23 protein-coding genes are annotated in these 24,702 nt (G+C 50.7%); 8 read left to right on the top strand and 15 right to left on the bottom strand.

The window, feature by feature from the left end:
• The first annotated feature begins 5 nt into the window (after window positions 1-5).
• The 7 genes from hisD to hisIE are packed head-to-tail and all read left to right on the top strand — an operon-like array spanning window position 6 to window position 6,122.
• On the top strand, window positions 6-1,310 hold the full coding sequence (gene hisD, locus ACOTY5_RS09490; RefSeq protein WP_017693108.1) for a histidinol dehydrogenase: 1,305 nt from the start codon (window positions 6-8) through the stop codon (window positions 1,308-1,310).
• Window positions 1,307-2,368, top strand: coding sequence for a histidinol-phosphate transaminase (hisC, locus tag ACOTY5_RS09495; protein ID WP_045142658.1), 1,062 nt, complete (start codon window positions 1,307-1,309; stop codon window positions 2,366-2,368). The genes hisD and hisC overlap by 4 nt, the downstream gene beginning before the upstream one ends.
• Window positions 2,365-3,432, top strand: a complete 1,068-nt coding sequence (hisB, locus tag ACOTY5_RS09500; RefSeq protein ID WP_045142659.1) for a bifunctional histidinol-phosphatase/imidazoleglycerol-phosphate dehydratase HisB — start codon at window positions 2,365-2,367, stop codon at window positions 3,430-3,432. The genes hisC and hisB overlap by 4 nt, the downstream gene beginning before the upstream one ends.
• Window positions 3,432-4,022 carry an imidazole glycerol phosphate synthase subunit HisH gene (gene hisH / locus ACOTY5_RS09505; RefSeq protein ID WP_015572396.1) on the top strand — a complete coding sequence of 197 codons (591 nt, stop codon included), beginning with the start codon at window positions 3,432-3,434 and terminating at the stop codon, window positions 4,020-4,022. Before hisB ends, hisH begins: the two co-directional genes overlap by 1 nt.
• Complete coding sequence (gene hisA / locus ACOTY5_RS09510; protein ID WP_017693105.1) at window positions 4,022-4,759, top strand: 1-(5-phosphoribosyl)-5-[(5-phosphoribosylamino)methylideneamino]imidazole-4-carboxamide isomerase; 738 nt, start codon at window positions 4,022-4,024, stop codon at window positions 4,757-4,759. Before hisH ends, hisA begins: the two co-directional genes overlap by 1 nt.
• Window positions 4,741-5,517 carry an imidazole glycerol phosphate synthase subunit HisF gene (gene hisF / locus ACOTY5_RS09515; RefSeq protein WP_017693104.1) on the top strand — a complete coding sequence of 259 codons (777 nt, stop codon included), beginning with the start codon at window positions 4,741-4,743 and terminating at the stop codon, window positions 5,515-5,517. The genes hisA and hisF overlap by 19 nt, the downstream gene beginning before the upstream one ends.
• Entirely contained in the window at window positions 5,511-6,122 is a 612-nt protein-coding gene (gene hisIE / locus ACOTY5_RS09520; protein ID WP_017693103.1) for a bifunctional phosphoribosyl-AMP cyclohydrolase/phosphoribosyl-ATP diphosphatase HisIE, read from the top strand. The genes hisF and hisIE overlap by 7 nt, the downstream gene beginning before the upstream one ends.
• A 38-nt stretch (window positions 6,123-6,160) precedes the next feature.
• On the opposite strand, the gene wzzB is transcribed toward hisIE, so the two are convergent.
• Window positions 6,161-7,141 (bottom strand): LPS O-antigen chain length determinant protein WzzB, encoded by a 981-nt coding sequence (gene wzzB, locus ACOTY5_RS09525; RefSeq protein WP_017693102.1) that lies wholly within the window; start codon window positions 7,139-7,141, stop codon window positions 6,161-6,163.
• 191 nt (window positions 7,142-7,332) lie between these two features.
• Here wzzB and ACOTY5_RS09530 point away from each other — a divergent pair, with 191 nt between their 5' ends.
• A complete protein-coding gene (locus ACOTY5_RS09530; protein WP_045142660.1) occupies window positions 7,333-8,337 on the top strand; it encodes an NAD-dependent epimerase in 1,005 nt (334 codons plus the stop codon).
• Window positions 8,338-8,385: 48 nt separating this feature from the next.
• Here ACOTY5_RS09530 and ugd read toward each other — a convergent pair whose 3' ends face one another.
• From ugd to wzxC, 14 genes are all read right to left on the bottom strand, one after another.
• Window positions 8,386-9,552 carry a UDP-glucose 6-dehydrogenase gene (ugd, locus tag ACOTY5_RS09535; RefSeq protein ID WP_003859477.1) on the bottom strand — a complete coding sequence of 389 codons (1,167 nt, stop codon included), beginning with the start codon at window positions 9,550-9,552 and terminating at the stop codon, window positions 8,386-8,388.
• Between the two features lie 239 nt (window positions 9,553-9,791).
• The gene (rfbA, locus tag ACOTY5_RS09540) at window positions 9,792-10,673 is read right to left on the bottom strand and encodes a glucose-1-phosphate thymidylyltransferase RfbA (RefSeq protein WP_017693099.1); all 882 of its coding nucleotides are present in this window, start codon (window positions 10,671-10,673) and stop codon (window positions 9,792-9,794) included.
• Window positions 10,674-11,759: a dTDP-glucose 4,6-dehydratase gene (rfbB, locus tag ACOTY5_RS09545; RefSeq protein ID WP_017693098.1), complete on the bottom strand. Its 1,086-nt coding sequence runs from the start codon at window positions 11,757-11,759 to the stop codon at window positions 10,674-10,676. It abuts the gene before it with no gap.
• Between the two features lie 89 nt (window positions 11,760-11,848).
• Window positions 11,849-13,255, bottom strand: a complete 1,407-nt coding sequence (gene gndA, locus ACOTY5_RS09550) for an NADP-dependent phosphogluconate dehydrogenase (protein ID WP_017693097.1) — start codon at window positions 13,253-13,255, stop codon at window positions 11,849-11,851.
• A 173-nt stretch (window positions 13,256-13,428) separates the two neighbouring features.
• Window positions 13,429-13,896 carry a PssE/Cps14G family polysaccharide biosynthesis glycosyltransferase gene (pssE, locus tag ACOTY5_RS09555; protein ID WP_017693096.1) on the bottom strand — a complete coding sequence of 156 codons (468 nt, stop codon included), beginning with the start codon at window positions 13,894-13,896 and terminating at the stop codon, window positions 13,429-13,431.
• The gene (gene pssD / locus ACOTY5_RS09560; RefSeq protein WP_017693095.1) at window positions 13,893-14,393 is read right to left on the bottom strand and encodes a PssD/Cps14F family polysaccharide biosynthesis glycosyltransferase; all 501 of its coding nucleotides are present in this window, start codon (window positions 14,391-14,393) and stop codon (window positions 13,893-13,895) included. The genes pssE and pssD overlap by 4 nt, the downstream gene beginning before the upstream one ends.
• A complete protein-coding gene (locus ACOTY5_RS09565; RefSeq protein WP_421631900.1) occupies window positions 14,377-15,597 on the bottom strand; it encodes a hypothetical protein in 1,221 nt (406 codons plus the stop codon). Before ACOTY5_RS09565 ends, pssD begins: the two co-directional genes overlap by 17 nt.
• Complete coding sequence (locus ACOTY5_RS09570; RefSeq protein WP_226874335.1) at window positions 15,588-16,649, bottom strand: glycosyltransferase family 4 protein; 1,062 nt, start codon at window positions 16,647-16,649, stop codon at window positions 15,588-15,590. The genes ACOTY5_RS09565 and ACOTY5_RS09570 overlap by 10 nt, the downstream gene beginning before the upstream one ends.
• On the bottom strand, window positions 16,627-17,901 hold the full coding sequence (locus ACOTY5_RS09575) for a WzyE family oligosaccharide polymerase (RefSeq protein ID WP_017693092.1): 1,275 nt from the start codon (window positions 17,899-17,901) through the stop codon (window positions 16,627-16,629). Before ACOTY5_RS09575 ends, ACOTY5_RS09570 begins: the two co-directional genes overlap by 23 nt.
• 334 nt (window positions 17,902-18,235) lie before the next feature.
• Entirely contained in the window at window positions 18,236-19,132 is an 897-nt protein-coding gene (galF, locus tag ACOTY5_RS09580; protein ID WP_045142424.1) for a GalU regulator GalF, read from the bottom strand.
• Window positions 19,133-19,306: 174 nt separating this feature from the next.
• On the bottom strand, window positions 19,307-20,698 hold the full coding sequence (gene wcaM, locus ACOTY5_RS09585; protein ID WP_015572381.1) for a colanic acid biosynthesis protein WcaM: 1,392 nt from the start codon (window positions 20,696-20,698) through the stop codon (window positions 19,307-19,309).
• A 12-nt stretch (window positions 20,699-20,710) separates the two neighbouring features.
• A complete protein-coding gene (gene wcaL / locus ACOTY5_RS09590; RefSeq protein ID WP_017383280.1) occupies window positions 20,711-21,931 on the bottom strand; it encodes a colanic acid biosynthesis glycosyltransferase WcaL in 1,221 nt (406 codons plus the stop codon).
• The gene (gene wcaK / locus ACOTY5_RS09595) at window positions 21,928-23,208 is read right to left on the bottom strand and encodes a colanic acid biosynthesis pyruvyl transferase WcaK (protein WP_006811234.1); all 1,281 of its coding nucleotides are present in this window, start codon (window positions 23,206-23,208) and stop codon (window positions 21,928-21,930) included. Before wcaK ends, wcaL begins: the two co-directional genes overlap by 4 nt.
• Window positions 23,209-23,223: 15 nt before the next feature.
• Window positions 23,224-24,702: a colanic acid undecaprenyl disphosphate flippase WzxC gene (gene wzxC, locus ACOTY5_RS09600; RefSeq protein WP_015572379.1), complete on the bottom strand. Its 1,479-nt coding sequence runs from the start codon at window positions 24,700-24,702 to the stop codon at window positions 23,224-23,226.

Genomic DNA, 24,702 nt, shown 5'->3' on the forward strand with positions numbered 1-24,702 from the left:
CGACCATGAGCTTTAACACAATCATCGACTGGAATACCTGTAGCGACGCGCAACAGCGCGAGCTGCTGATGCGCCCGGCAATTTCCGCCTCGGAGAGCATCACCCGCACCGTGGCGGAGATCCTCGATAACGTCAAAGCCCGCGGGGACGACGCGCTGCGCGAGTACAGCGCGAAGTTTGATAAAACTGAGGTCGACGCGTTACAGGTTACCGAGCAGGAAATCATTGATGCCAGCAATCGTCTGGGTGATGACATCAAACAGGCGATGGCCGTCGCGGTGAAAAATATTGATACCTTCCACACCGCGCAGAAATTGCAGGCGGTGGATGTGGAAACCCTGCCCGGCGTACGCTGCCAGCAGGTGACACGCCCGGTGGCGTCCGTCGGCCTCTATATTCCTGGCGGCTCTGCCCCGCTGTTTTCGACCGTCCTGATGCTGGCCACCCCGGCACGTATTGCCGGTTGTCAGAAGGTGGTGCTCTGCTCTCCGCCACCGATCGCCGACGAGATCCTGTACGCGGCGAAGCTGTGCGGCGTGCAGGCGATCTATAAAGTGGGCGGTGCGCAGGCGATTTCCGCCCTGGCGTTCGGGACGGGATCCATTCCGAAGGTCGACAAAATCTTTGGCCCGGGTAATGCCTACGTGACCGAGGCGAAACGCCAGGTCAGCCAGCGTCTGGACGGCGCGGCGATTGATATGCCTGCCGGTCCGTCTGAGGTGCTGGTGATTGCCGACAGCGGCGCTACACCGGATTTCGTGGCCTCTGACCTGCTCTCGCAGGCCGAGCACGGCCCTGACTCGCAGGTAATTTTACTGACGCCAGATGCCGACATGGCAAAACGCGTGGGCGACGCCGTTGAGCGTCAGCTGGCTGACCTGCCGCGGGCGGAAACGGCGCGTCAGGCGCTATCCGCCAGCCGCCTGATTGTGGCCCGCGATCTTGACCAGTGCATCGCCATCTCCAACCAGTACGGTCCTGAGCACCTGATTATTCAGACCCGCAACGCGCGCGAACTGGTCGACAGCATAACCAGCGCAGGCTCGGTGTTCCTCGGCGACTGGTCACCGGAATCCGCCGGGGATTACGCCTCCGGCACCAACCACGTGCTGCCGACGTATGGCTATACCTCAACCTGCTCCAGCCTGGGGCTGGCGGATTTCCAGAAGCGCATGACCGTGCAGGAACTCTCCCGCGAGGGATTTGCCTCGCTGGCGTCGACCATTGAAACCCTGGCCGCCGCCGAGCGCCTGACTGCCCACAAAAATGCCGTGACGCTGCGCGTTGCCGCCCTGAAGGAGCAAGCATGAACATCGAAGAATTAGCCCGCGAAAATGTCCGTCGCCTGACGCCCTATCAGTCTGCGCGTCGTCTGGGCGGGAACGGCGACGTCTGGCTGAATGCCAATGAATATCCCACGGCGGTGGCCTTTGAGCTCTCGCAGCAGACGCTGAACCGCTACCCGGAGTGTCAGCCGAAAGCGGTGATCGAGAACTATGCGCAGTATGCAGGCGTGAAGCCTGAGCAGGTGCTGGCCAGCCGTGGGGCTGATGAAGGGATTGAGCTGCTGATCCGCGCCTTCTGTGAGCCGGGTAAAGACGCGGTGATGTACTGCCAGCCTACCTACGGGATGTACAGCGTCAGCGCCGAAACCTTTGGCGTGTCCTGCCGCAACGTGCAGGCGCTCGACAACTGGCAGCTGGATTTGCAGGGCATCGCCGATAACCTCGACGGCGTGAAGGTGGTGTTTGTCTGTAGCCCGAACAACCCCACCGGGCAGATTATTCATCCGCAGGATATCCGCACCCTGCTGGAGATGACGCGCGGCAAGGCCCTGGTCGTCGCTGATGAAGCCTATATTGAGTTCTGCCCGCAGGCGACGCTGGCAGGCTGGCTTGAGGAGTATCCGCATCTCGTTGTGCTGCGTACCCTTTCCAAAGCCTTCGCCCTCGCCGGCCTTCGCTGTGGATTTACGCTGGCGAATAAAGCGGTTATCGACCTGCTGTTGAAAGTGATTGCCCCGTATCCGCTCTCAACGCCGGTTGCCGATATTGCGGCACAGGCGCTGGCCCCGCAGGGCATCAGCGCGATGCGCGAGCGTGTGGCGCAGATCCTGGAAGAGCGTCAGTATCTTGTCGATGCCCTGAAAACGATTCCGTGCGTGGAGCAGGTGTTCGACTCGGAAACCAACTACATCCTGGTGCGCTTCACCGCCTCAAGCGCGATATTTAAATCGTTGTGGGATCAGGGCATTATCTTACGAGACCAGAATAAACAACCTACCCTGAGCGGCTGCCTGCGTATTACCGTCGGCACCCGTGCAGAGAGCCAGCGCGTGATTGACGCCCTGAAAGCGGAGAAAGTATGAGTCAGAAGTATCTCTTTATCGATCGTGACGGCACCATCATCTCGGAGCCACCCAGCGATTTTCAGGTCGATCGTTTCGACAAGCTGGCCTTTGAACCCGATGTGATCCCGGTGCTGCTGAAGCTTCAGAAAGCAGGCTATAAGCTGGTGATGATCACCAACCAGGACGGTCTGGGCACCGACAGCTTCTCGCAGGTAGACTTTGACGGCCCGCACAACCTGATGATGCAGGTGCTGACCTCGCAGGGCATCGCCTTCGACGAAGTGCTGATCTGCCCGCATATGCCTGCCGACGAGTGCGACTGCCGCAAGCCAAAAGTGAAGCTTGTTGAACGTTATCTGGCGGAAGAGGCGCTGGATAAAAGCAACAGCTATGTGATCGGCGATCGCGTCACGGATATCACGCTGGCGGACAACATGGGCATTGCGGGCCTGCGCTATAACCGCGACACGCTAAACTGGGCGATGATTGGCGAGCAGCTCACCCGACGCGACCGCTATTCCCACGTTGAACGCAACACCAAAGAGACGCAGATCGACGTGAAGGTCTGGCTCGACCGCGAAGGCGGCAGCAAGATCCACACCGGCGTCGGTTTCTTTGACCACATGCTGGATCAAATCGCCACGCACGGCGGCTTCCGTATGGAGATCACCGTTAAGGGCGACCTGTATATCGACGATCACCACACCGTGGAAGATACCGGCCTGGCGCTGGGCGAAGCCCTGAAGCTGGCGCTCGGCGACAAGCGCGGCATCAACCGCTTCGGCTTTGTTCTGCCGATGGACGAGTGCCTGGCGCGCTGCGCGATGGATATCTCCGGGCGTCCGCACCTGGAATACAAAGCCGACTTTACCTATCAGCGCGTGGGCGATCTCAGCACCGAGATGGTGGAACACTTCTTCCGCTCGCTTTCTTACACCATGGGCCTGACGCTGCACCTGAAAACCAAAGGCAAAAACGATCACCACCGCGTAGAGAGCCTGTTCAAAGCCTTTGGCCGTACCCTGCGCCAGGCGATCCGCGTGGAAGGTGACGCCCTGCCCTCGTCGAAAGGAGTGCTGTAATGAACGTGGTGATTCTGGACACCGGATGCGCCAATCTGAACTCCGTACAGTCGGCGATTATGCGCCACGGCTACGAGCCGGTGGTGAGCCGCGACCCGGACGTGGTGCTGCGTGCGGATAAACTCTTTCTGCCGGGCGTTGGCACCGCCCAGGCGGCGATGGATCAGATCCATGAGCGCGAGCTGGTGGATCTCATCAAAGCCTGTACTCAACCGGTGCTGGGCATTTGCCTCGGCATGCAGCTGCTTGGCCGCCGCAGCGAAGAGAGCAACGGCGTTGATCTGCTGGGCATTATTGAAGAAGACGTGCCGAAAATGACCGACCACGGCCTGCCGCTGCCGCACATGGGCTGGAACCGCGTTTATCCGAAGGCGGGCAACAGGCTGTTCCAGGGTATTGAAGACGGCGCGTACTTCTATTTCGTCCACAGCTACGCCATGCCCGTGAATGCCTACACCATCGCTCAGTGCAATTACGGCGAGGCGTTCACCGCCGCCGTGCAGAAAGATAACTTTTACGGCGTGCAGTTTCACCCGGAACGCTCCGGCGCCGCCGGTGCGCAACTGCTGAAAAATTTCCTGGAGATGTGATGATAATTCCCGCTTTAGATTTAATTGACGGCACGGTAGTTCGTCTCCACCAGGGCGATTACGGGCAGCAGCGCGACTACGGCAACGACCCGCTGCCGCGGTTACAGGCTTACGCCGCGGAGGGCGCTGAGGTGTTGCACCTGGTCGATCTGACCGGCGCGAAAGATCCGGCCAAACGCCAGATCCCGCTGCTTAAAACACTGGTGGCTGGCGTGGACGTCCCCGTGCAGGTGGGCGGCGGCGTGCGTACGGAAGCCGATGTTGCCGCCTTACTGAACGCGGGCGTGGCGCGCGTGGTAGTGGGTTCGACCGCTGTGAAAGATCCTGAGACGGTCAAGGGCTGGTTCCGCCGCTTCGGTGCGGATGCGCTGGTGCTGGCGCTGGATGTGCGCATTGACGCGCAGGGTAACAAACAGGTCGCGGTCAGCGGCTGGCAGGAAAACTCCGGCGTAACGCTGGAAGAGCTGGTCGGGATGTATCTTCCGGTAGGGCTGAAGCACGTCCTGTGCACGGATATTTCACGCGATGGTACGCTCGCAGGCTCTAACGTCTCGCTGTATGAAGAGGTTTGCGCGCGTTATCCGCAGGTGGCGTTTCAGTCCTCTGGCGGTATCGGCGACCTGGCGGATATCGCCGCTCTGCGCGGAACCGGTGTACGTGGCGTGATCGTGGGTCGCGCGCTGCTGGAAGGCAAATTTACGGTGAAGGAGGCGATTCAATGCTGGCAAAACGGATAATTCCCTGCCTGGACGTGCGTGATGGTCAGGTTGTAAAAGGCGTGCAGTTCCGCAACCACGAGATCATTGGCGACATCGTTCCGCTGGCAAAACGCTATGCCGAAGAAGGCGCAGACGAACTGGTATTTTACGATATCACCGCCTCCAGCGATGGCCGCGTGGTGGACAAAAGCTGGGTGGCGCGCGTGGCAGAGGTGATTGATATTCCCTTCTGCGTGGCGGGCGGGATTAAATCTGCTGACGATGCGGCGAAAATTCTCTCTTTCGGTGCGGACAAAATTTCGATTAACTCCCCTGCGCTTGCAGATCCGGAGCTGATTACGCGTCTGGCGGACCGCTTTGGCGTGCAGTGCATTGTCGTGGGGATCGACACCTGGTTTGATACCGCGACGGGCAAATATCACGTCAACCAGTACACCGGCGATGAAAGCCGCACGCGCGTCACACAATGGGAGACGCTGGACTGGGTGCAGGAAGTACAAAAACGCGGTGCGGGTGAAATCGTGCTGAACATGATGAACCAGGACGGCGTACGCAACGGTTACGACCTCGAGCAGCTGAAAAAAGTGCGCACGGTCTGCCACGTTCCGCTGATTGCCTCCGGCGGCGCGGGCACCATGGAACACTTCCTTGAAGCCTTCCGCGATGCGAACGTAGACGGCGCGCTGGCCGCTTCCGTGTTCCACAGACAGATTATCAATATTGGTGAGTTAAAAACGTACCTGGCCGACCAGGGCGTGGAGATCAGGGTATGTTAACAGAGCAACAACAGGCGCAGCTGGACTGGGAAAAAACTGACGGATTACTGCCGGTGGTTGTACAGCATGCCGTTTCAGGCGAAGTGCTGATGCTGGGATACATGAACCAGGAGGCACTGGCAAAAACGATCGACAGCGGCAAGGTGACGTTTTTCTCGCGCACCAAACAGCGCCTGTGGACGAAAGGGGAAACCTCGGGCCACTTCCTGAACGTGGTCAGCATTACGCCAGACTGCGACAATGACACCCTGCTGGTGCTGGTCAACCCGATTGGCCCGACCTGTCACAAAGGCACCAGCAGCTGCTTTGGCGAGGCGAGCCACCAGTGGCTGTTCCTCTATCAGCTGGAACAGCTGCTGGCAGAGCGTAAATCAGCGGATCCCGAGAGCTCGTACACGGCGAAGCTGTACGCCAGCGGCACCAAACGTATTGCGCAGAAAGTGGGTGAGGAAGGCGTTGAAACGGCGCTGGCGGCCACCGTGCATGACCGTGAGGAGCTGACGAACGAAGCGTCGGATTTGATGTATCACCTGCTGGTGCTGCTTCAGGATCAGGAACTGGATTTAACGACGGTGATTGAGAATTTGCGGAAACGACATAAATAAAAAAAGACCGGGGAGACCCGGTCTTTTTTGTGTGTAAATCAGGCTCTTGGCTTGTAGTTTCTCAGCGCGTTACGGCCGAGGACGACAGCAGAACCGATAATTCCGCCGAGCAGTACGGCAAGGATGAGGGTAATAGCAATTTTCGGGCTGTCGCGTCGGATAGGCAGGTTCGGCTTCATGACGTAACGATAGACGTGAATAGTGTCTGGGTTAACGTTGAGGTTCTGAATATCCAGTAAATTTTGTTTGGTTTGGTAGTAAGCGCCTGAGAAGACCAGCGGGCGAGACGCTTCGTTATCAACCATTGACTTGAGCGCTACGGTACCCAACAGGAACATGGTTTCCTGAGTAACATCCTGAGTCTGTTGAAGCTGCGGAGTGGTGATCTTAGCGGCTTCTGCGTTCTTCAGCGCCTCAGTAATCTGCTTGATGCGTAGATCTTTCTGCTCCTGAGCAACTTTCTCCTGATTCTGGAGGGAGTCGTTCAGGGTTGTGATCTGCTGCTTGAGGTTATCTCTGAGATCAAGCGTCAGTTCTTTTGCCGTCTGCTCGTCAACCTGCTGAATGTACTGAGCTAATTGCTTTTGAGCTGCTTCAGCGGATTCGCCCTGATAGCTTACGGTTAAAGGCAAACTTTGTCCTTTAACGGTAGGCTCAATAGTCAGTTTTTCCGGATCTTCCTGATTCTCCAGCGCCTGAGCTAATGCCGAGAAGGAGGAATTGAAACGTCCAATAGCACGATTCTGAATGTCTAACATGGAGGGAGCTGCCCCGCCATAGAGGATATTCAATGCATTGGAATAGGTGGCGATTTGTGCCGCATCAGGCTGGGCTATGATGGCTGATGACGTCCATTTCTCTTTGGCTACAGTGATGTAAACGCCAGCAAGAACGATAAAAGCAGCAATAAAAGCCCCTATTACCCACTTACCACGCCACAGCTGTAGCATTACATCAAGTAAATCAATTTGCTCCGGGTCATTGTTACGTGCGACCAGGTTATTGTTGTTTTGCGTCATACAATCCCTAACAGATGAAAAAGGGCAAAAATAATCTTGTTTCCATAGTGTATCTGTTGCTGGGGATTTTTCTATAAGAATCCGATGAGTTATATCGGAAAGATGGGTTATGTAAGTTAAAGGCGACGCGCTATCATAGTTGGATTCTGATGTCTGGGGCATCAATAAGAACACTGTAAATGAGGGAAGCTATGAAATTTCTGGTAACGGGCGCGGCGGGCTTTATCGGTTCTCATGTCAGCAAGCGCCTGCTTGATGCAGGGCATGAAGTTGTTGGGCTTGATAATCTGAATGATTACTATGACCCTAACCTCAAACTCGCTCGCCTTGAACTGCTTAAATCCGAGAGTTTCACCTTCCACAAGCTGGACTTAGCGGACTGCGAGGGCATGGCTGCGCTCTTCGCCAATGAGAAATTTGACCGCGTAATCCATCTTGCCGCACAGGCGGGTGTCCGTTACTCGCTGGAAAACCCGCATGCCTACGCTGATGCAAACCTGGTAGGTCACCTGAACGTGCTGGAAGGCTGTCGCCACAATAAGGTTCAGCATCTTCTGTATGCGTCATCCAGTTCTGTTTACGGCCTCAACCGTAAGATGCCGTTTTCTACTGACGACTCCGTAGACCATCCGGTTTCCCTGTATGCGGCAACCAAAAAAGCCAATGAGTTGATGTCGCATACCTATTCGCATCTGTACAATCTGCCGACCACTGGCCTGCGCTTCTTTACCGTCTATGGCCCATGGGGGCGCCCGGACATGGCGCTGTTTAAATTCACCAAAGCCATGATTGAAGGCAACAGCATCGACGTATACAACTACGGCAAGATGAAGCGCGACTTCACCTATATCGATGATATTGCGGAGGCGATTATTCGCCTACAGGACGTCATTCCTCAGGCCGATGCCGACTGGACGGTCGAAACCGGTTCGCCAGCAACCAGTTCTGCCCCGTATCGCGTGTATAACATCGGTAACAGTTCACCTGTCGAACTGATGGATTACATCACCGCGCTTGAAGAGGCGCTGGGCAAGGAAGCGATGAAAAATATGATGCCGATCCAGCCGGGGGACGTGCTGGAGACCAGTGCGGACACCAAAGCGCTGTATGACGTTATTGGGTTTAAACCACAAACCTCAGTCAAAGAAGGCGTGAAAAACTTCGTCGACTGGTACCGCAACTTCTATAACGTTTAAAAACAAAAAACCCGGCAATCTGCCGGGTTTTTTATATCACGATTTTAATCAGTCGCTGCCGAACAAATCGCGGGTATAGACTTTATCTTTCACGTCCGCCAGCTCTTCCGCCATACGGTTGGAGATAATTACATCCGCTTCTTTCTTGAATGCATCCAGATCGCGAATGACGCGAGAGTGGAAGAACTCGTCTTCCTGCATGGCCGGTTCATAAATAATGACCTGCACGCCCTTCGCCTTAATACGCTTCATGATCCCCTGAATGGAAGAAGCGCGGAAGTTATCGGAACCGCTCTTCATGATCAGGCGATAAACACCCACCACTTTCGGCTGACGCGCGAGAATGGAATCCGAGATGAAGTCTTTACGCGTGCGGTTGGCATCCACAATGGCAGAAATCAGGTTGTTCGGCACCGCCTGATAGTTTGCCAGCAGCTGCTTGGTATCTTTTGGCAGGCAGTAGCCACCGTAACCGAAGGACGGGTTGTTGTAATGGTTACCGATACGCGGATCAAGACACACGCCCTCGATGATCTGACGGGTGTTGAGACCTAAGCTCTCGGCATAGCTGTCAAGTTCGTTGAAGTAAGCCACACGCATCGCCAGATAGGTATTGGCGAAAAGCTTAATGGCCTCTGCCTCGGTGGAATCGGTGAACAGCACCGGAATATCTTTTTTGATTGCGCCTTCCTGAAGCAACGCAGCAAAACGCTCCGCACGCTCGGAACGCTCGCCAATCACGATACGGGATGGGTGCAGGTTATCGTATAACGCCCTGCCCTCGCGGAGAAATTCCGGCGAGAAGAAGACATTATCAATACCCAACTCTTCTTTAATCGATTTGGTGAAACCCACTGGAATTGTCGACTTGATGATCATCACTGCGTTCGGGTTGATTGCCGTAACGTCTTTAATCACCGCTTCAACGGTAGAGGTATTGAAGTAGTTGGTTTTAGGATCATAGTCGGTTGGCGTGGCGATGATGACGAAATCCGCATCGCGGTAAGCATCTTCTTTGTCCGTGGTAGCGCGGAAGTTCAGCGGTTTGGTCGCGAGGTATTCTTCAATCTCTTTATCGACGATCGGGGACTTCTTCTGGTTAAGCATGTCCACTTTTGCCTGCACGATATCCAGCGCAACCACTTCGTGGTTTTGTGCAATCAGAATACCGTTTGAGAGACCAACATAGCCTGTTCCGGAGATAGTTATTTTCATTTGTTTGACTTCTACACGTTTGAGTTTTTGATGACCATAACACAGTCACCACAATGATTAACTAAGCGTTTTTTATCGCTAACCTTCATTCGCTGTCAAGGTTTCAGGTTTTTTGAAAAATGTTTTTGCTGAACAAAAAGACCTGTCGTTACACTAAGCAAAGTACCTGTTTTACAGCGACAATAAGACGTTAAAGGGCAGTCGAGAGTAAGCAGAGGAAAACTGCTTACTTCGTCAAATCAGACTAATCCCTTGGTCAGATTCAGCAGATACTGACCATACCCGGTCTTTTTCAATGGTTCAGCGAGTACCCGAAGTTGTTCGGCATCAATAAAACCTCGTCGGAACGCAATCTCTTCAGGACATGAAACTTTTAGCCCCTGTCGCTCTTCAATTGTGGCGATAAAATTGCTTGCCTCGATCATACTCTGATGCGTTCCGGTATCCAGCCAGGCATAGCCGCGTCTCATCATCGCGACAGACAATCGTCCCTGCTGCATATAGATGCGGTTGATGTCGGTAATTTCGAGTTCACCTCGCTCGGACGGCGTTAAGCTTTTGGCCATCTCAATCACATCGTTGTCGTAAAAATAAAGACCGGTTATTGCGTAATTACTCTTGGGTTGCTGAGGCTTCTCCTCAAGGCCAATTGCAGTACCGTCTTTATCAAACTCAACGACGCCATAGCGTTCCGGGTCGCTGACATGATAGGCGAATACGGTCGCACCCTCTTGCTGGCTTGCTGCGCCTTCAAGCAATCTGGGGAGATCGTGTCCGTAGAAAATATTATCGCCTAATACCAGCGCACAATTATCCTCACCGATAAACTCTTCACCCAGAATAAAAGCTTGTGCCAGTCCATCAGGACTTGGTTGCACTTTGTACTGGATATGCAATCCCCACTGGCTACCGTTCCCGAGCAGTTGTTCAAAACGCGGAGTGTCCTGAGGCGTGCTGATAATCAGAATATCCCGTATACCTGCCAGCATAAGCGTAGAGAGCGGATAATAGATCATTGGCTTATCGTAAATTGGCAACAATTGCTTGCTTACGGCCATAGTCACGGGATAAAGACGTGTACCCGATCCGCCAGCTAATATAATCCCTTTACGTTTCGTCATTTACTTACGCTCCCCATAATTTTGCTCAATCCAGCTCTTATAGGCGCCGCTTTTTACATTCGATACCCACTCCTGGTTATTCAAATACCATTCAACCGTTTTACGGATGCCACTTTCAAACGTTTCCACAGGAGTCCATCCAAGCTCGTCGCTAATTTTATGAGCATCAATTGCATAACGTCTGTCGTGACCTGGTCGGTCCGCGACATAAGTAATTTGTGCGCGATAGGATGTTTCTTTCGGTACCATTTCATCGAGCAGATCACAAATGGTCTGAACAACTTCAATATTTTTCTTCTCGTTATGACCGCCAATATTATAGGTTTCTCCCGGCTTACCCGTGGTCAGAACCGTATACAGTGCACGAGCATGGTCTTCAACGTATAACCAGTCACGGATTTGATCGCCCTTACCGTAAATCGGCAATGGTTTATTATCCAGCGCATTAAGGATAACAAGAGGAATCAGCTTTTCAGGAAAGTGGTATGGGCCATAATTATTCGAACAATTTGTCACAATCCCGGGTAAACCATAGGTGCGTATCCAGGCTCGAACTAAATGGTCGCTGGACGCTTTTGACGCTGAGTAAGGGCTGCTTGGCTGGTACGCTGTTTTCTCAGTAAACAGCGGTAACGGGGTGGAGTCATAATGTTCATCGGGATGAGGCAGATCGCCGTAAACCTCATCAGTTGAAATGTGATGGAAACGGAAAGTAGATTTTGCTGCCTCATCCAGTGAAGACCAGTAAGCACGGCTTGTTTCTAACAGGATATAGGTGCCAACAATATTGGTTTCAATAAACGCAGCGGGACCGGTAATAGAACGGTCGACATGGCTCTCGGCAGCCAGGTGCATTATCGCATCAGGCTGATGGGTAGCAAAAATACGCGCCATTGCCTCTTTATCACATATATCGGCATGCTCAAAAACATAGCGTTCGCTATCGCTTACTTCACGCAAGGATTCCAGATTACCGGCATAGGTCAATTTATCAACGTTAACAACGCTATCCCGAGTATTGCTAATAATATGTCGGATAACCGCGGAACCGATAAAACCGGCACCGCCAGTAACTAGAATTTTCACGCAATCTATTCCATTAAACAGTAGGTGGATCGGGCAAGATAAAAAAGCCCGGTATCTCTACCGGGCTTGATGGCATGGCTAACCGTATATTAATCCAGCCATTCGGTGTGGAACACACCTTCTTTATCCGTACGCTTATAGGTATGCGCACCGAAGTAGTCACGCTGTGCCTGAATCAGGTTCGCTGGCAGAACGGCAGCGCGATAGCTGTCGTAATATGCCACCGCAGCGGAGAAGGTCGGAACCGGGATACCATTCTGCACCGCGTACGCAACAACATCACGCAGCGCCTGCTGATATTCGTCAGCAATTTGTTTGAAGTAAGGCGCCAGCAGAAGGTTTGCGATACCCGCATTCTCAGCGTAGGCATCGGTGATTTTTTGCAGGAACTGAGCGCGAATGATACAGCCGGCACGGAAGATCTTCGCAATCTCGCCGTAGTTCAGATCCCAGTTATTCTCGTCAGATGCCGCGCGCAGCTGAGAGAAGCCCTGCGCGTAAGAGACGATTTTACCCAGATACAGCGCGCGACGGACTTTCTCAACGAACTCTGCTTTATCACCAGCGGGTTTGGCCTTCGGGCCAGACAGCACTTTAGATGCTGCAACGCGCTGCTCTTTCAGAGAAGAGATATAACGTGCGAAGACGGATTCGGTGATCAGGGACAACGGCTCACCCAGATCCAGAGAGCTCTGGCTGGTCCATTTACCGGTACCTTTGTTAGCGGCTTCATCCAGAATCACATCAACCAGGTATTTACCCTCTTCATCTTTCTTGGTGAAGATATCTTTGGTGATGTCGATCAGGTAGCTGTTCAGCTCGCCTTTATTCCACTCGGTGAAGGTCTCTGCGAGCTCCTCGTTGGAGAGGTTCAGGCCGCCTTTCAGCAGAGAGTAAGCTTCAGCAATCAGCTGCATGTCGCCATATTCAATGCCGTTGTGAACCATTTTCACATAATGACCAGCGCCATCAGGACCGATATAGGTCACGCACGGCTCGCCATCTTCAGCTACGGCTGCGATTTTGGTCAGGATTGGCGCAACCAGTTCGTAAGCTTCTTTCTGTCCACCAGGCATGATAGATGGACCTTTCAGAGCGCCCTCTTCACCGCCGGATACGCCGGTACCAATGAAGTTGAAGCCTTCAGCAGACAGTTCACGGTTACGACGAATGGTGTCCTGGAAGAAGGTGTTGCCGCCATCGATAATGATGTCGCCTTTATCCAGATACGGTTTCAGTGAATCGATAGCTGCATCGGTACCTGCGCCCGCTTTCACCATTAACAGGATACGACGAGGTGTTTCCAGAGACTCAACGAACTCTTTAACCGTATAGAAAGGAACCAGTTTTTTGCCTGGATTCTCAGCGATGACTTCTTCGGTCTTATCACGGGAGCGGTTGAAAACGGAGACGGTATAACCACGGCTTTCGATGTTGAGCGCCAGGTTGCGCCCCATCACTGCCATACCGACAACGCCGATCTGTTGCTTGGACATTACATACTCCTGTCAGGTGTGGTCGCCGCGAATGATAGCGGCTTGGGAATCACTTCTCATAACTCTAAACAATACTAAAGTCGTTATCAAATAATTTCACAAAGCATTAACTATTTTTTATGATCAAAAGTTACCTGCAAATATTATTAAATGGCTTTAGCGATCGAGTACTATCACGCGTTATTTATATGGTCAATAAACTCATCATTCTTGAAAAATCGCACTAATTCAAATTTCTTGGGCTGGAATGAACTTGCATTAATGATTAGATTTTCGAGATCTTCGATATCCCAACAAATCATTGCAAATTCCTTTTCCCCCATATATTTAGCAATGTCAGACTGATGTTTATCCAAACGATCTAAATTTGGGGCAATGATGATTTTTTTCTCGTGATCTAAAAGAGAAAATATTGATCCAGCGCCTGCATGACTGATTACAAGATCATAATGAGAATATTCGTTCTCAATAGATTGAATAAATTCAACTTCCTTGTAATTTTCTGTTTCAGGGTTTGACAGGCCATTCGCCTTTTGGCACATAAAAAAATTGTTGGCCATATGTGGAAGCGCTGAAATTGATGCAATCTGCTTGATAAGTTTATCAAACCGAGTGGTGCCTACGGTCACTAAAATTTTCATAGCACTCCGGAAAATTTGGCTTTTTTATACTGTTTTAAAAGCGTCTTGTGCTGCACATAAAACTCATCCGCAATTAAAGACATGATTCTACCAGTGAAGGACTTCGTTTCGAATCTGGACCATGTTTCGAGATGAATTATTTTTGCACCAACAATATATTTAAAATAAAAAGCGGGAATAAGAGCTACACCGGGTCCCGTTGAAACGACTACTTTTATTCGATGAGTTTTATGAATCTGTAAACAGACCTTGATCTGATGTAACTGATTGAAGCGAAGCACACTAGTGAACGTTGAATATTTATTTCTAAATTCACGAGTGACATAATGCTTATCAGACCATTCTTCCTTAATTTTATAATCTGAGAGACTGATTTTATTTTTATTTATTTCTCCACCAATTCTTTTCATCAATCTGTTCATCTGGGCTCGGTGTCCTCCCTCGCCGTAAATGAATAAAGCACTATCCTCTATGTTCATGTTAAACTGCTTCTCCATTCTTAAAAGCCGTCCTGATCAGGATTCTAAAATAAGCGTATCTGATTAAATATAAAACCATCAGGAATAAAGACATTAATGGGATAAGATATATCACCGAAATACTAATGAAGTATTGCCATACCAAAAACAATGACAGAACCACAATAAATACAAAAAAGTTGAATATCAGTGAGATTTTTTCTTTACCAAGGAATAATATTATATTTGACTGAACTAGTGATAGTTGCGAAGAGAGAGTAAAAAGCATTACAGGCACGACGATTGCCAGTATTTCATTAAAGGTTACATAGGAAAGCGATAATTTAACATAAAAGATTAGTGGCAGGATACTACCAAAGCATACAAGCGCTGATATGATGATAACTTTTTTATTTATCGCAAGATAAACTTTTTCTTCTTTTGATTTAGTACACTCCACTAACTCTCGATAAAAGTAGTTCATGTATGCACGTGAGAAGACAGATATAATTCCAATTATGCTAATTGTGAGACCCAGTACCGACATTGATTCATCGGGAAGTAACTCACGGGAAAAGTAAGGTAATAGAAAAACGATCCCTGTAGAAATGAGCCCCACGAAGCCAACATTTAGGGAGAATTTCCAATCTAGCCCATTGAAAGCCTTGCTATCAGATACGGTTATCCACGCTCGCTTAACATATATGTAGTAAATAATTTGGTTAATTATTGTCGCGATAAAGTAAGCAAGGAAGAAAATATCAAGAGGTTTTAAAGAGACAAGATGCAGTTTGCACAGCAGCATTCCTGCCGCAAAAAGAACCAGCGCTAGCAAATCATAAATTAAGCCAGGTAGTGCCTTTTTATAATAAATATAATAATAACGATAGATTTGGTTGATAGCCAGGCATGCAAGAGAGCCAGCGAATATTAAGGTGTCAATTAAATTTAAGTCTAGTGTTGGAGTCGCCAGTGCTAAGGTAATAACCGAGGCTGCTGCAATACTAAGGAGTAAAACGTAATTAAAGTATTTCATGCTCACTTCAGAGCCATCTTTAATGAGCGTTGTACCAAGTCCCTGACCGAGGAATATCACTGCAACAGTTAAGAATGAATAATAAACAGCAAAGAGCGCAATGTCTTTTTGGACAAACACAAGAGTCAATAAAAAGAAGATTATAACCCTTGCTGCTCCAGAAGATACAGTATATCCAAGCCAAATTAATTTATTAATTACAAACATTTAAACGCCTCAAGCAGCTTCGTTTGCGCTATTTCTTTCGTATAGCTGTTTAAGACCGTTTGCTTAGCCTGGTGAGACATCGCTTGAAGCGTTTGTGGTGACATCTTGAGCATTTGCTCAATTTTAATTTTATAGTGTCCGTCCTCGTAAACAATAAAACCATTTTGGTTATTATCGATGAACTCGTTGAAAGAGGGGATATTACTTAGAAGTGGAATCATCCCCGTAGCCATCGCCTCCAAAGGAACCAGTCCAAGGCTTTCACTTTCTGAAGGATAGATTAGTACATCATGTTCCTGAAAAATTTCAGCCAAGCGAACGTGCCCTACAGCAGGCGAAAATTCAATATTTGGTAAATGAGCTGCACTTTTCACTAACGAACCCAGCTCTGGACCATCCCCAACAATAGTTAAGTGAATTTTACTTTTATCATCGTCGGACAGGTTTTCAATTGCCTGTATTGCCAGATCCACACGTTTACTCTTGATGAGTCGTCCAGCAAAAAGGAGTTTAAGCGGAGCACCGAATTCACGGTTTTTAAACGCAAAGAGTTGGGTATCAACGCCGCCAGAAGGGCTTATTGCACATTTAACTTCATCGAGTTGATATTCATTTTTGGTAAATTCCAGATAAGACTTTGAAGGAAACACTATTTTTACCGCATTTTTCAACGCATTAGAAACAATTGCCTTCTTAACACGAAAGAACATTCCACTGGTTCCGTTGAGCCGCTTAACGTCACCGCCGTGTACGTGCACCACAATTTTTTTTCTTCTGACGCAATTGCCCATTTTTACCGGCAGATAGCAATGAGACGCATAATGCAAATAAAGACAATCACTTTTGGTCAAAAGAACTTTAACCAAAATAGAGATATAAAAAACAAGATAGTTATAAATTTTAGTAACTTTGCTTTTTGAGATTTTATTAAGAACACATAATTCAATATCATGTCCATTATTACGGAGCGAATCAGCTGCGTTTTTAACGAACCCGCCCAGATGTGGCGTATCCGAACCTGGATACATATTACTTATGAGCAAAATTTTCATTCGAAGGCCTTTTCAATAGACTACCAACTATCGTGCTAATCGCTTTAATGATCATTACACATAAAAAGAATTTAAATGAGATATACATAAACACTTCTAAACCGTCACGCACCCAGAAGAAGCAGTAGCCAATGCAGGTTATAAATGTAATCTTTATCGTAATCATCCTGGTTTTTTTGGTTACTGCGTCAATGATTTTTAATGTGCTTCCAGTAATAAGTCCCCAAAGCCAAAACCAGGTTGTGCCAAACATAATAATAAAGCTACCTACTATCGTTGGTGATATGGTCAACTGCGTATCCATATTCAGGATATAGGTTGTATAAAAATAGCCGTTATTCAAAAAGTTAATCGGTTTTGACTCCCATAAAAAACGAGGAACAATAATCGCAAACTCATTGAAGAAGGTTGAAAAATACTGAATATTACCTGTTTTATCAATATATTCAATAATATCTTTGATTGCATAAATCGGAGAGAAAGAATCTAAAGCGAATGAAATCATGACTGATGAGCCAGACAGAAGCATACTGATCACATCATCAAGACTGGATCCATAACGCAGAGCACCCAATACAATTAAAGCTACACAGCAACATGCTGATAGTATAGCTATTTCATTTATACGGAGTACTTTTTTCTCATAGGCAAAATAAGTTATAGCAAGAACTGCCGCGCCCATTACATTTCTTGAGCCGCCTATAACGTAGTAATAAACAGAACCACAGAAAATAGCCAATGCGGTTGCCAATATAAAACGTAATTTAGTAGGTTTACGAAGAAAGAACACAATCGAGGAAGGAACAAATGCGTACATTAAAATAATTGACAGGCCGCCACCCGAATTCTGTTCAAGACGAGCTTCGTAACCACCACCAAATGCGACCCCATTATTTTTCACATAAATCATCAAAGCAAAAATGTATAAAACCAGACCGCAAACGACAAATATTTTTGAGTTAATACTTCTGAACCATGAATTAGACAAATCATCTGAATGATTATACCGAGAGGACACTTTTATTGGTGTTATAAAATATGACAAATGGATTGCGAATAAACTTAAGAATGAGAACCAAAATACCTGAGTATATCCCTCCTCTAGCGGAATACCCTGTATCCAGACAGATAGATAATATACAAAATTCACCACGAAGTAAAAAATAGTAAAAACGCGAATATATACGCCTTTTATAAAGTATATGGTGCAAATAATATATAAAAGAGGAAGTAAAAAATACAGAGATGCCATCAATCTGCCTTTAGGTAAAATATTAGCATTACTAATAAAGGGAATGAGCCACAACGCTCAATATGGTCGGGCCACGCTACCGCCCTTGGCTCCTAAGCTACCAACATGCTTATATTCTATAACAAATTTTTGAACGCCGAATACGCAGGTCCGGTTCATAAAAATATGCGGATAATTGTCTGACGTATCTCACTTAGAAACAAGCAAAAAGTTATAGACTATCGTACTAAGACTCGCTCTTATCTGTGTCAGAAACATTAAAAGGTGGTAGCGTTCTATCCATTCCGAACGCTTACCACCTTAGATCAATACTTTGCGGGAGTATACCGAAGGTTTAGTGCTCTTTAAGCAGCTTCTCAATCCGGCTTCTGAACTTCGCCCCTTCCTTCAGGTTACGCAGGCCATAGTTCACAAACGCCTGCATATACCCCATTTTCTTACCGCAGTCATAGCTATCGCCGGTCATCAGCATCGCATCAACCGACTGCTTCTTCGCCAGCTCAGCAATCGCATCGGTCAGCTGGATACGATCCCAGGCGCCCGGCTCAGTTTTTTCCAGCTCAGCCCAGATATCCGCATTCAGCACATAACGGCCTACCGCCATCAGGTCGGAGTCTAGCGTCTGCGGCTGATCGGGTTTTTCGATAAACTCAACGATCCGGCTCACCTGCCCTTCTGTCTCCAGTGGCTCTTTAGTCTGAATAACAGAATACTCGGAGAGATCGCCCTTCATACGTTTCGCCAGCACCTGGCTACGGCCCGTTTCATTGAAACGTGCCACCATTGCCGCCAGGTTGTAACGCAGCGGATCGGCGGAAGCGGTATCAATAATGATGTCCGGCAGAACCACGATGAACGGGTTATCACCCACCACCGGGCGCGCGCAGAGGATTGAGTGGCCCAGACCCAGCGGCTGCGCCTGACGCACGTTCATGATGGTCACGCCAGGAGGACAGATAGACTGAACTTCTGCCAGAAGCTGACGCTTAACGCGCTGCTCAAGCAGCGCTTCGAGTTCATAAGAGGTGTCGAAGTGGTTCTCAACGGCATTCTTCGAAGAGTGCGTCACCAGAACGATTTCTTTGATCCCCGCAGCAACAATCTCGTCGACGATGTACTGAATCATCGGCTTGTCAACGATCGGCAGCATCTCTTTAGGAATGGCCTTTGTGGCGGGCAACATATGCATGCCCAAACCCGCTACCGGTATGACTGCTTTCAAATTAATCATTATTTCTTCCACCTTAAAATGGTTGACGAATTATAGCTTTTAAACCTGTTTTCGCCAGCATGTTTTGCCGTAAATATGAAGTAATCCTATGTCACCCCACCACAAATTACAGTAGTTGTAATCTGAATAGATCGCGATTCCGTACCAGGAATAGTCGCAAAATAGGCTGTAGGATTACCTGTGCGGCAGCGCAAAATTCAACCGTTCCGTATTCACCACGTGTTGATCGACCCGATCAATATCTACCGAACTCTGCCCCTTTTCATTTACCGCTTTTATGTTCGCGAGCGACAACAGCGTCTCGTTTTTGGCCATAAACTTCCCGCGCACGTCTTTGCGCAAGTCGAAGTTCATCTTAAGCGCTGGTCCCGTCGCTGACTCCTGCATCACGTTGATATTGCGTAAGAAAAGATGCTGTGGCTTGTTGTGCAGCTCAAGCGTTGCTCGCTGCATGTTGACGTTGGTGATGGCAACAAACGAGGTGGCATTGCCGGAGGAAATCTGTATCCCGCGCAGCTTATAAGCAAGCTGTCGGTTATCCAGGCGAATATCGTTAAGTTTGAAGTTTTGCGGTATCGACAGATAATCGCCCTTGATCACGCCATACCCGATTAACATTCCGGCGCTGTTCACCATATCGATATTATCAATAACGAAATTATCACAGCCATAAATAGCTACCGTTGCGTTATCAATTCCGGCCTTTTTACTGAAGTCGGGAGTAATATTGCTGGCCTTGATATTACGGATCACAAAGTGTTTACCGTTTTCAACATGGACCAACTGCCGACAGTTGCTGCCGGTGATATTTGCCACCACGAAGTTTTTAACGGTCTGCTGTTCCGGATAGTCATTGTCGTACGTGCTGCCAGCCAGCCCAATGCCTATCCCCCAGTTGATCTTGCCGTTTGTGCAGTTGATGTTATCGATCACGTGGTCAGAGATCAGGATATTGCGGTCGTTAATCGCCACGTTCCACTCAATCGCGTCCCCCTGCAAGTGGCTGAATTTACTGTTGGTAATGCGCGCACCGTCCACCTGATTATGAAAACCCTGGCGCAGAATGGCGTAGTTGGCCTGGCTCACGGCAATGCGATCGATAAGCAGGTTACGCATCACTCTCGGCTTTTTACCGCCGATGTAGATCTGGGTGACGGGGCCGAAGCCGCTCATCGCCAGCCCTTTAATGACACAGTCGGAGCCACGCACGTCCAGCGTAATGTTATGCGTGCGCCCCTCTCCTTCCCCAATGACCTTACAGCCTTCCTGGAGCACAAACCGCCCGCGGCCGTTGCCCTTCAGCGCACCGCGGATCAGCAGGGTTTTGCCATCAGGAATGAAAATGCCGGTATTGATGTTTTCACAGGTTAACCCGGCGGGAACAACAACGGTATCGCCCTCGGTAAATGCCTGCTTAAAGGCGGCGTTCCAGTCGTGATTGTTGTAGCGATCGACAGAAACCGTCTTCCCGGTTGCCGCCCGCACAGCGCGGGGCGACAGCAGCGGCATGGCAGCCAGGACGGATAAAGAAGAGACAAATCGGCGTCGGGTAATCTTTTTCAGCATACAACCTCAGCGTTACAGCGTTTGCAGCAGGCTCGCTAGCTGGCGATTAATCACCTGCTGATTGAATTCTGCTTCAACTTTTTGCCGCGCATTTTGCAGCACCGGGATCAGCGTCTGCTGATCGATATCACTGAACGCGGCCAGACGGTCCGCCAGCGCCAGCGCATTGTTTTCAGGGACAAGCCAGCCGGAGTGTTCAGAGGTGATCAGCTCCGGGATCCCGCTGTGCAGGGTCGAGACCACCGGAATGCCGACCGCCATCGCCTCCATCAGCGCCACGGGAATGCCTTCCATATCGCCGTCGGCGCCGGTTACGGAAGGCAGCAGGAACACATCCGCGTCATCAAGCATGGCTTTCACTTCGTGGCTCGGCTTGAAGCCCGGCATCTCGACCACGTCTTCCAGCTGATACTGTTCAATCAGCGTGCGCAGGCGACGCTCCCACGGCCCGATACCCAGGATGCGGTAGTGGAAGTCCACGCCGCGCGCCTTCAGCTGGCGACAGGCTTCGATGGCTACGTGCAGCCCTTTCTTTTCGGTCAGGCGGGCAACAGAGATAATTTGCAGCGGCTTGCCCGGCACCTTAACCGGTCGCTGAGTGAAACGTTCCATATCCACGCCCATGCGTGAAACGGTGATTTTCTCGCTCGGGCACCCCATGGTTTTCAGGCGTCCGGCCCACAGGTTGCTTATCGGCAGCATCATGTCGCCGCGGCGAAACAGCTGCTGATATTCCGGCGTGTAGTGGTTCAGTACTTCCCGGCTGGAGATGTCGATACCGTGGAAAATGGTTGCGATTTTGCCGTCAATCACCCCCAGCTCACGCAGTTTTGCCGCAGTGACGCCCGCCGGGCCAAAGTGGGCGATAAAGACATCGGCCCGGTACGGCTGGGCCGTTTGCCCGCAAATGGCGGAAAGGATCAGGTTGCGGGCCTCCGCCCCATAGCGCGACATATTCAGCGCCCGCCACGTCGAGGCGCGATGCAGGCCGCGCAGCGTCTGGCTGGCGCGATGGCGCAGTTTGTTCATTCGTCCGGTGGGTTCATCCTGCAACCAGCGGGTTTTCGCCTCCAGCCCATACCGGGTATACGCCGCATGGGTGTTTTGCGTATCGCCCTTTTGCAGGGCGATAATCTCCACGTCATACCCCATATCGATAAACGCGGTGATTTGGTTCAGCACAAAGGTTTCAGACGACAGCGGAAATTTCAGTAAGAAGAAACCAACCTTCATTTCCCCTCCCGGACGCGGTCGAGTACGGATTTCACCATGCCAATACCTTTTTCGCGTTCGGCTTTTACCGCCACCGCCAGACGTTCGTTGATCGCAGGCAGCTGGCCGAGCGTGTCGCCCACCATCGCCCCCAGAGATCCGTCCAGCAGATGACGAATATCAACGGCCATTTCCGGCATACCGAGCTGCTGCATAATGCCCGCGGACTTGTGTTCGTAGTTAATGGCGATGGCTGGCGTGCCGAAGTTCATCGAGATAATGGCCGAGTGCAGACGCGTGCCCACGGTCAGGTCGCAGGCGGAGAGCAGCTTGCCCATCTCAAGGTCGTTCAGCTCGTCCATCACCACGTGATAGCGGGACGGGTCGTTCACCAGGTTGCGCAGGTTGAGCGCCACCATACGGTCATCTTTGTTGTAGCTGTCGATACCGGTACAGGTGGAAAGCGCCAGCACCTGGTAACCGCTGTCCAGCACGCGGTTCACCACATCGGCAAAGGCTTTCTCGTACGCCGCCTGGGTCGTGCCGAGGCGTTTATCGAACGGCGCAAGTTCACGCAGGGTAATGGCGACGGTTTTCTGCTTTGCCGCCACGTCCAGCCAGTGCTGTACCGCGTAGCTGGCCTGGAAACTGTCATCCTGATGATCCACCAGCCAGGCGGTGTCCACACCGTGCTCCACTTTGGTGGTGTCGATTTCACTGCGCTTCATCATGTCGAGGCTGACCGATTCACGCAGGATCAGCGCGTCGCAGTGGCCGAAGACATAGTTCGCCAGCTGGTTAAACTGCGGATCCTGGAATGGCCCGACGCTGTGGCCGATCATAAACAGCGGCTTTTTCGCCATGAACGTACAAAGCGCATGCTCAAACTGCGGCACGCCGTAGAGATCGACGAAGAACGAACCGCCCACCTGAATAATGGCGTCATAGCCGGACAGCAGACGAACAAAATCGGTAAAGCCCTGCGCGATGGCAATGTTGCGCAGCTTGCCGGTGTCGGTCACGCGAGAAAGCAGCACCTGATGCTGGTAGCGGCGACGCAGCACTTTCTTCACGCGCCCCATCACGCCCGCAGCGTTGTTGTGCTGTTTCATCTGACTGTAGAGCGGGTCGCCCATCACCGGGCGGTTCAGTAACCAGGATGAGCTGACCGGATAACGGCTCATCACATCCACTTCAGTCTCAGGCTTAAGGGTGTTAATTGCATCCAGTAAACCGCGCAGGATGGCGCTGTCGCCACGGTTGCCGCAGGTATGGTTGCCAAGAATAAGTAATTTCATAATGGCCTCGTAAAATTAGCCTGCGCGAAGCAGCGTTTTCATTTTTTCGTTACGGCAAAACTGGCGCTTCATCTCGACCACCAGCGCATTGCGTGACAGCACAATCATCACGGCGAACGCCAGTGCGCCTGCCGCGACCTGCACCGCAAGCAGCGCCGCCAGCGGCAGATGCCCGTTGAGCACCACGCCCAGGCCGTAGCTCACCGCAAGCGTCGGTAAGGAGAGATAGAACGGCAGCCACAGGCTGAGGATGTACTGACGGTAGCTGGAGCCCAGCACCGGTTTGATCATCACGAAGTAGCTCAGCACGGTATTGACGATTTGCACCAGCAGGAAGCCGAGCGTCACGCCAATGGCGCCCGCCATGTGGCCGCCCACAATAATTGCCGGAATAAAAAGGAAGGTTTTAAACACGTTGAACTTGAAGCTGATATCCACGCGCGCCTTCGCCATTAGCAGAGAACCAATCGGGTTCCCCACCGAGCGCAGCAGCCCCACGACGCACAGCAGTTGCAGGATCGGGATGATGCTGTTCCACTTCTCGCCAAACACCAGCGGCACGAAATTGCTGGCGACCACCATCAGTCCCAGCAGCACCGGGAAATTGATGATCCCCACCACGGAAAGCAGCTTGTAAAAGTTCACGCGCAGCTTTTCGGTATCGTCCTGAATCTTGGCAAACGCCGGGAACAGCACGCGGGTAATGATAGGGTTGAGCTTCATCGGCGGGACAACCGCGACGTTGTACGCCAGGTTATAACCGCCCGCGACGCTTGCGCCCAGAATGCGCGCCAGCACCAGCGTGGAGAGGTTAGTATTCACGTAGTTGATGATGCTGTCTGCCGTCAGCCATGCGCCAAAGCGCAGGTTGGACGAAACAGACGCCAGCGAGAAGTGCAGCCCCGGGCGATAAATCTTGCGGCCAAAGAAGCCAAACAGCAGCGTGCGCACGGCAGAGTTAACGAGGTAGCCAAGAATGGCGGTCATCGCCAGCGGCCAGAAATGGGCGCTGACCACGGTGAAGGTAAAGCCCGCCAGCACGGCGCTGGTCTCAATCATGCCGATTTTGTTGAACTCCAGCTCTTTCTGCATCAGCGCGCGGAACTGCTGCCCGTGCGGGATCACCACGAAAGCGAACGACAGGGTGCGCATCAGCGGCGCCAGGTCCGGGTTATGCAGCACGCCGGCAATCACATCACTCAGCAGAAACACCAGCACAAAGACGAAGATACCCAGCCCGACGTTCAGCCAGTAGAGGGTGGTCAGCTCCAGATGGCTGATCTCTTTGCGCTGGATAATGGAGTTGGCGATACCAAAGTCCGACAGCGTATCGGCCAGGGCGATAATCACCAGCGAGACGGTCAGCAGACCAAACTGGTGATTATCGATAATGCGCGCCAGCACCGTCATCTGCACCAGGCCGAGGCCAATGATGACGATGGTGGCCATGGCTGACCATTTCGCGCCGCTGATGGTTTTTTCTCGTAAGCTCAT

It is taken from the genome of Enterobacter cloacae complex sp. SHL018 (assembly GCF_049237905.1).
Taxonomy (GTDB): domain Bacteria; phylum Pseudomonadota; class Gammaproteobacteria; order Enterobacterales; family Enterobacteriaceae; genus Enterobacter; species Enterobacter hormaechei_C.

Coding starts and splice junctions, on each gene's coding strand:
- hisF (WP_017693104.1), top strand. CDS start 4,741: ATGCTGGCAAAACGGATAATTCCCTGCCTGGACGTGCGTGATGGTCAG.
- ACOTY5_RS09575 (WP_017693092.1), bottom strand. CDS start 17,901: ATGGCATCTCTGTATTTTTTACTTCCTCTTTTATATATTATTTGCACC.
- hisC (WP_045142658.1), top strand. CDS start 1,307: ATGAACATCGAAGAATTAGCCCGCGAAAATGTCCGTCGCCTGACGCCC.
- wzzB (WP_017693102.1), bottom strand. CDS start 7,141: ATGACGCAAAACAACAATAACCTGGTCGCACGTAACAATGACCCGGAG.
- wzxC (WP_015572379.1), bottom strand. CDS start 24,702: ATGAGCTTACGAGAAAAAACCATCAGCGGCGCGAAATGGTCAGCCATG.
- ugd (WP_003859477.1), bottom strand. CDS start 9,552: ATGAAAATAACTATCTCCGGAACAGGCTATGTTGGTCTCTCAAACGGT.
- hisH (WP_015572396.1), top strand. CDS start 3,432: ATGAACGTGGTGATTCTGGACACCGGATGCGCCAATCTGAACTCCGTA.
- wcaK (WP_006811234.1), bottom strand. CDS start 23,208: ATGAAATTACTTATTCTTGGCAACCATACCTGCGGCAACCGTGGCGAC.
- wcaL (WP_017383280.1), bottom strand. CDS start 21,931: ATGAAGGTTGGTTTCTTCTTACTGAAATTTCCGCTGTCGTCTGAAACC.
- hisIE (WP_017693103.1), top strand. CDS start 5,511: ATGTTAACAGAGCAACAACAGGCGCAGCTGGACTGGGAAAAAACTGAC.
- pssE (WP_017693096.1), bottom strand. CDS start 13,896: ATGAAAATTTTAGTGACCGTAGGCACCACTCGGTTTGATAAACTTATC.
- ACOTY5_RS09570 (WP_226874335.1), bottom strand. CDS start 16,649: ATGAAAATTTTGCTCATAAGTAATATGTATCCAGGTTCGGATACGCCA.
- pssD (WP_017693095.1), bottom strand. CDS start 14,393: ATGGAGAAGCAGTTTAACATGAACATAGAGGATAGTGCTTTATTCATT.
- ACOTY5_RS09530 (WP_045142660.1), top strand. CDS start 7,333: ATGAAATTTCTGGTAACGGGCGCGGCGGGCTTTATCGGTTCTCATGTC.
- ACOTY5_RS09565 (WP_421631900.1), bottom strand. CDS start 15,597: ATGTTTGTAATTAATAAATTAATTTGGCTTGGATATACTGTATCTTCT.
- gndA (WP_017693097.1), bottom strand. CDS start 13,255: ATGTCCAAGCAACAGATCGGCGTTGTCGGTATGGCAGTGATGGGGCGC.
- hisB (WP_045142659.1), top strand. CDS start 2,365: ATGAGTCAGAAGTATCTCTTTATCGATCGTGACGGCACCATCATCTCG.
- rfbA (WP_017693099.1), bottom strand. CDS start 10,673: ATGACGAAACGTAAAGGGATTATATTAGCTGGCGGATCGGGTACACGT.
- wcaM (WP_015572381.1), bottom strand. CDS start 20,698: ATGCTGAAAAAGATTACCCGACGCCGATTTGTCTCTTCTTTATCCGTC.
- hisA (WP_017693105.1), top strand. CDS start 4,022: ATGATAATTCCCGCTTTAGATTTAATTGACGGCACGGTAGTTCGTCTC.
- hisD (WP_017693108.1), top strand. CDS start 6: ATGAGCTTTAACACAATCATCGACTGGAATACCTGTAGCGACGCGCAA.
- galF (WP_045142424.1), bottom strand. CDS start 19,132: ATGATTAATTTGAAAGCAGTCATACCGGTAGCGGGTTTGGGCATGCAT.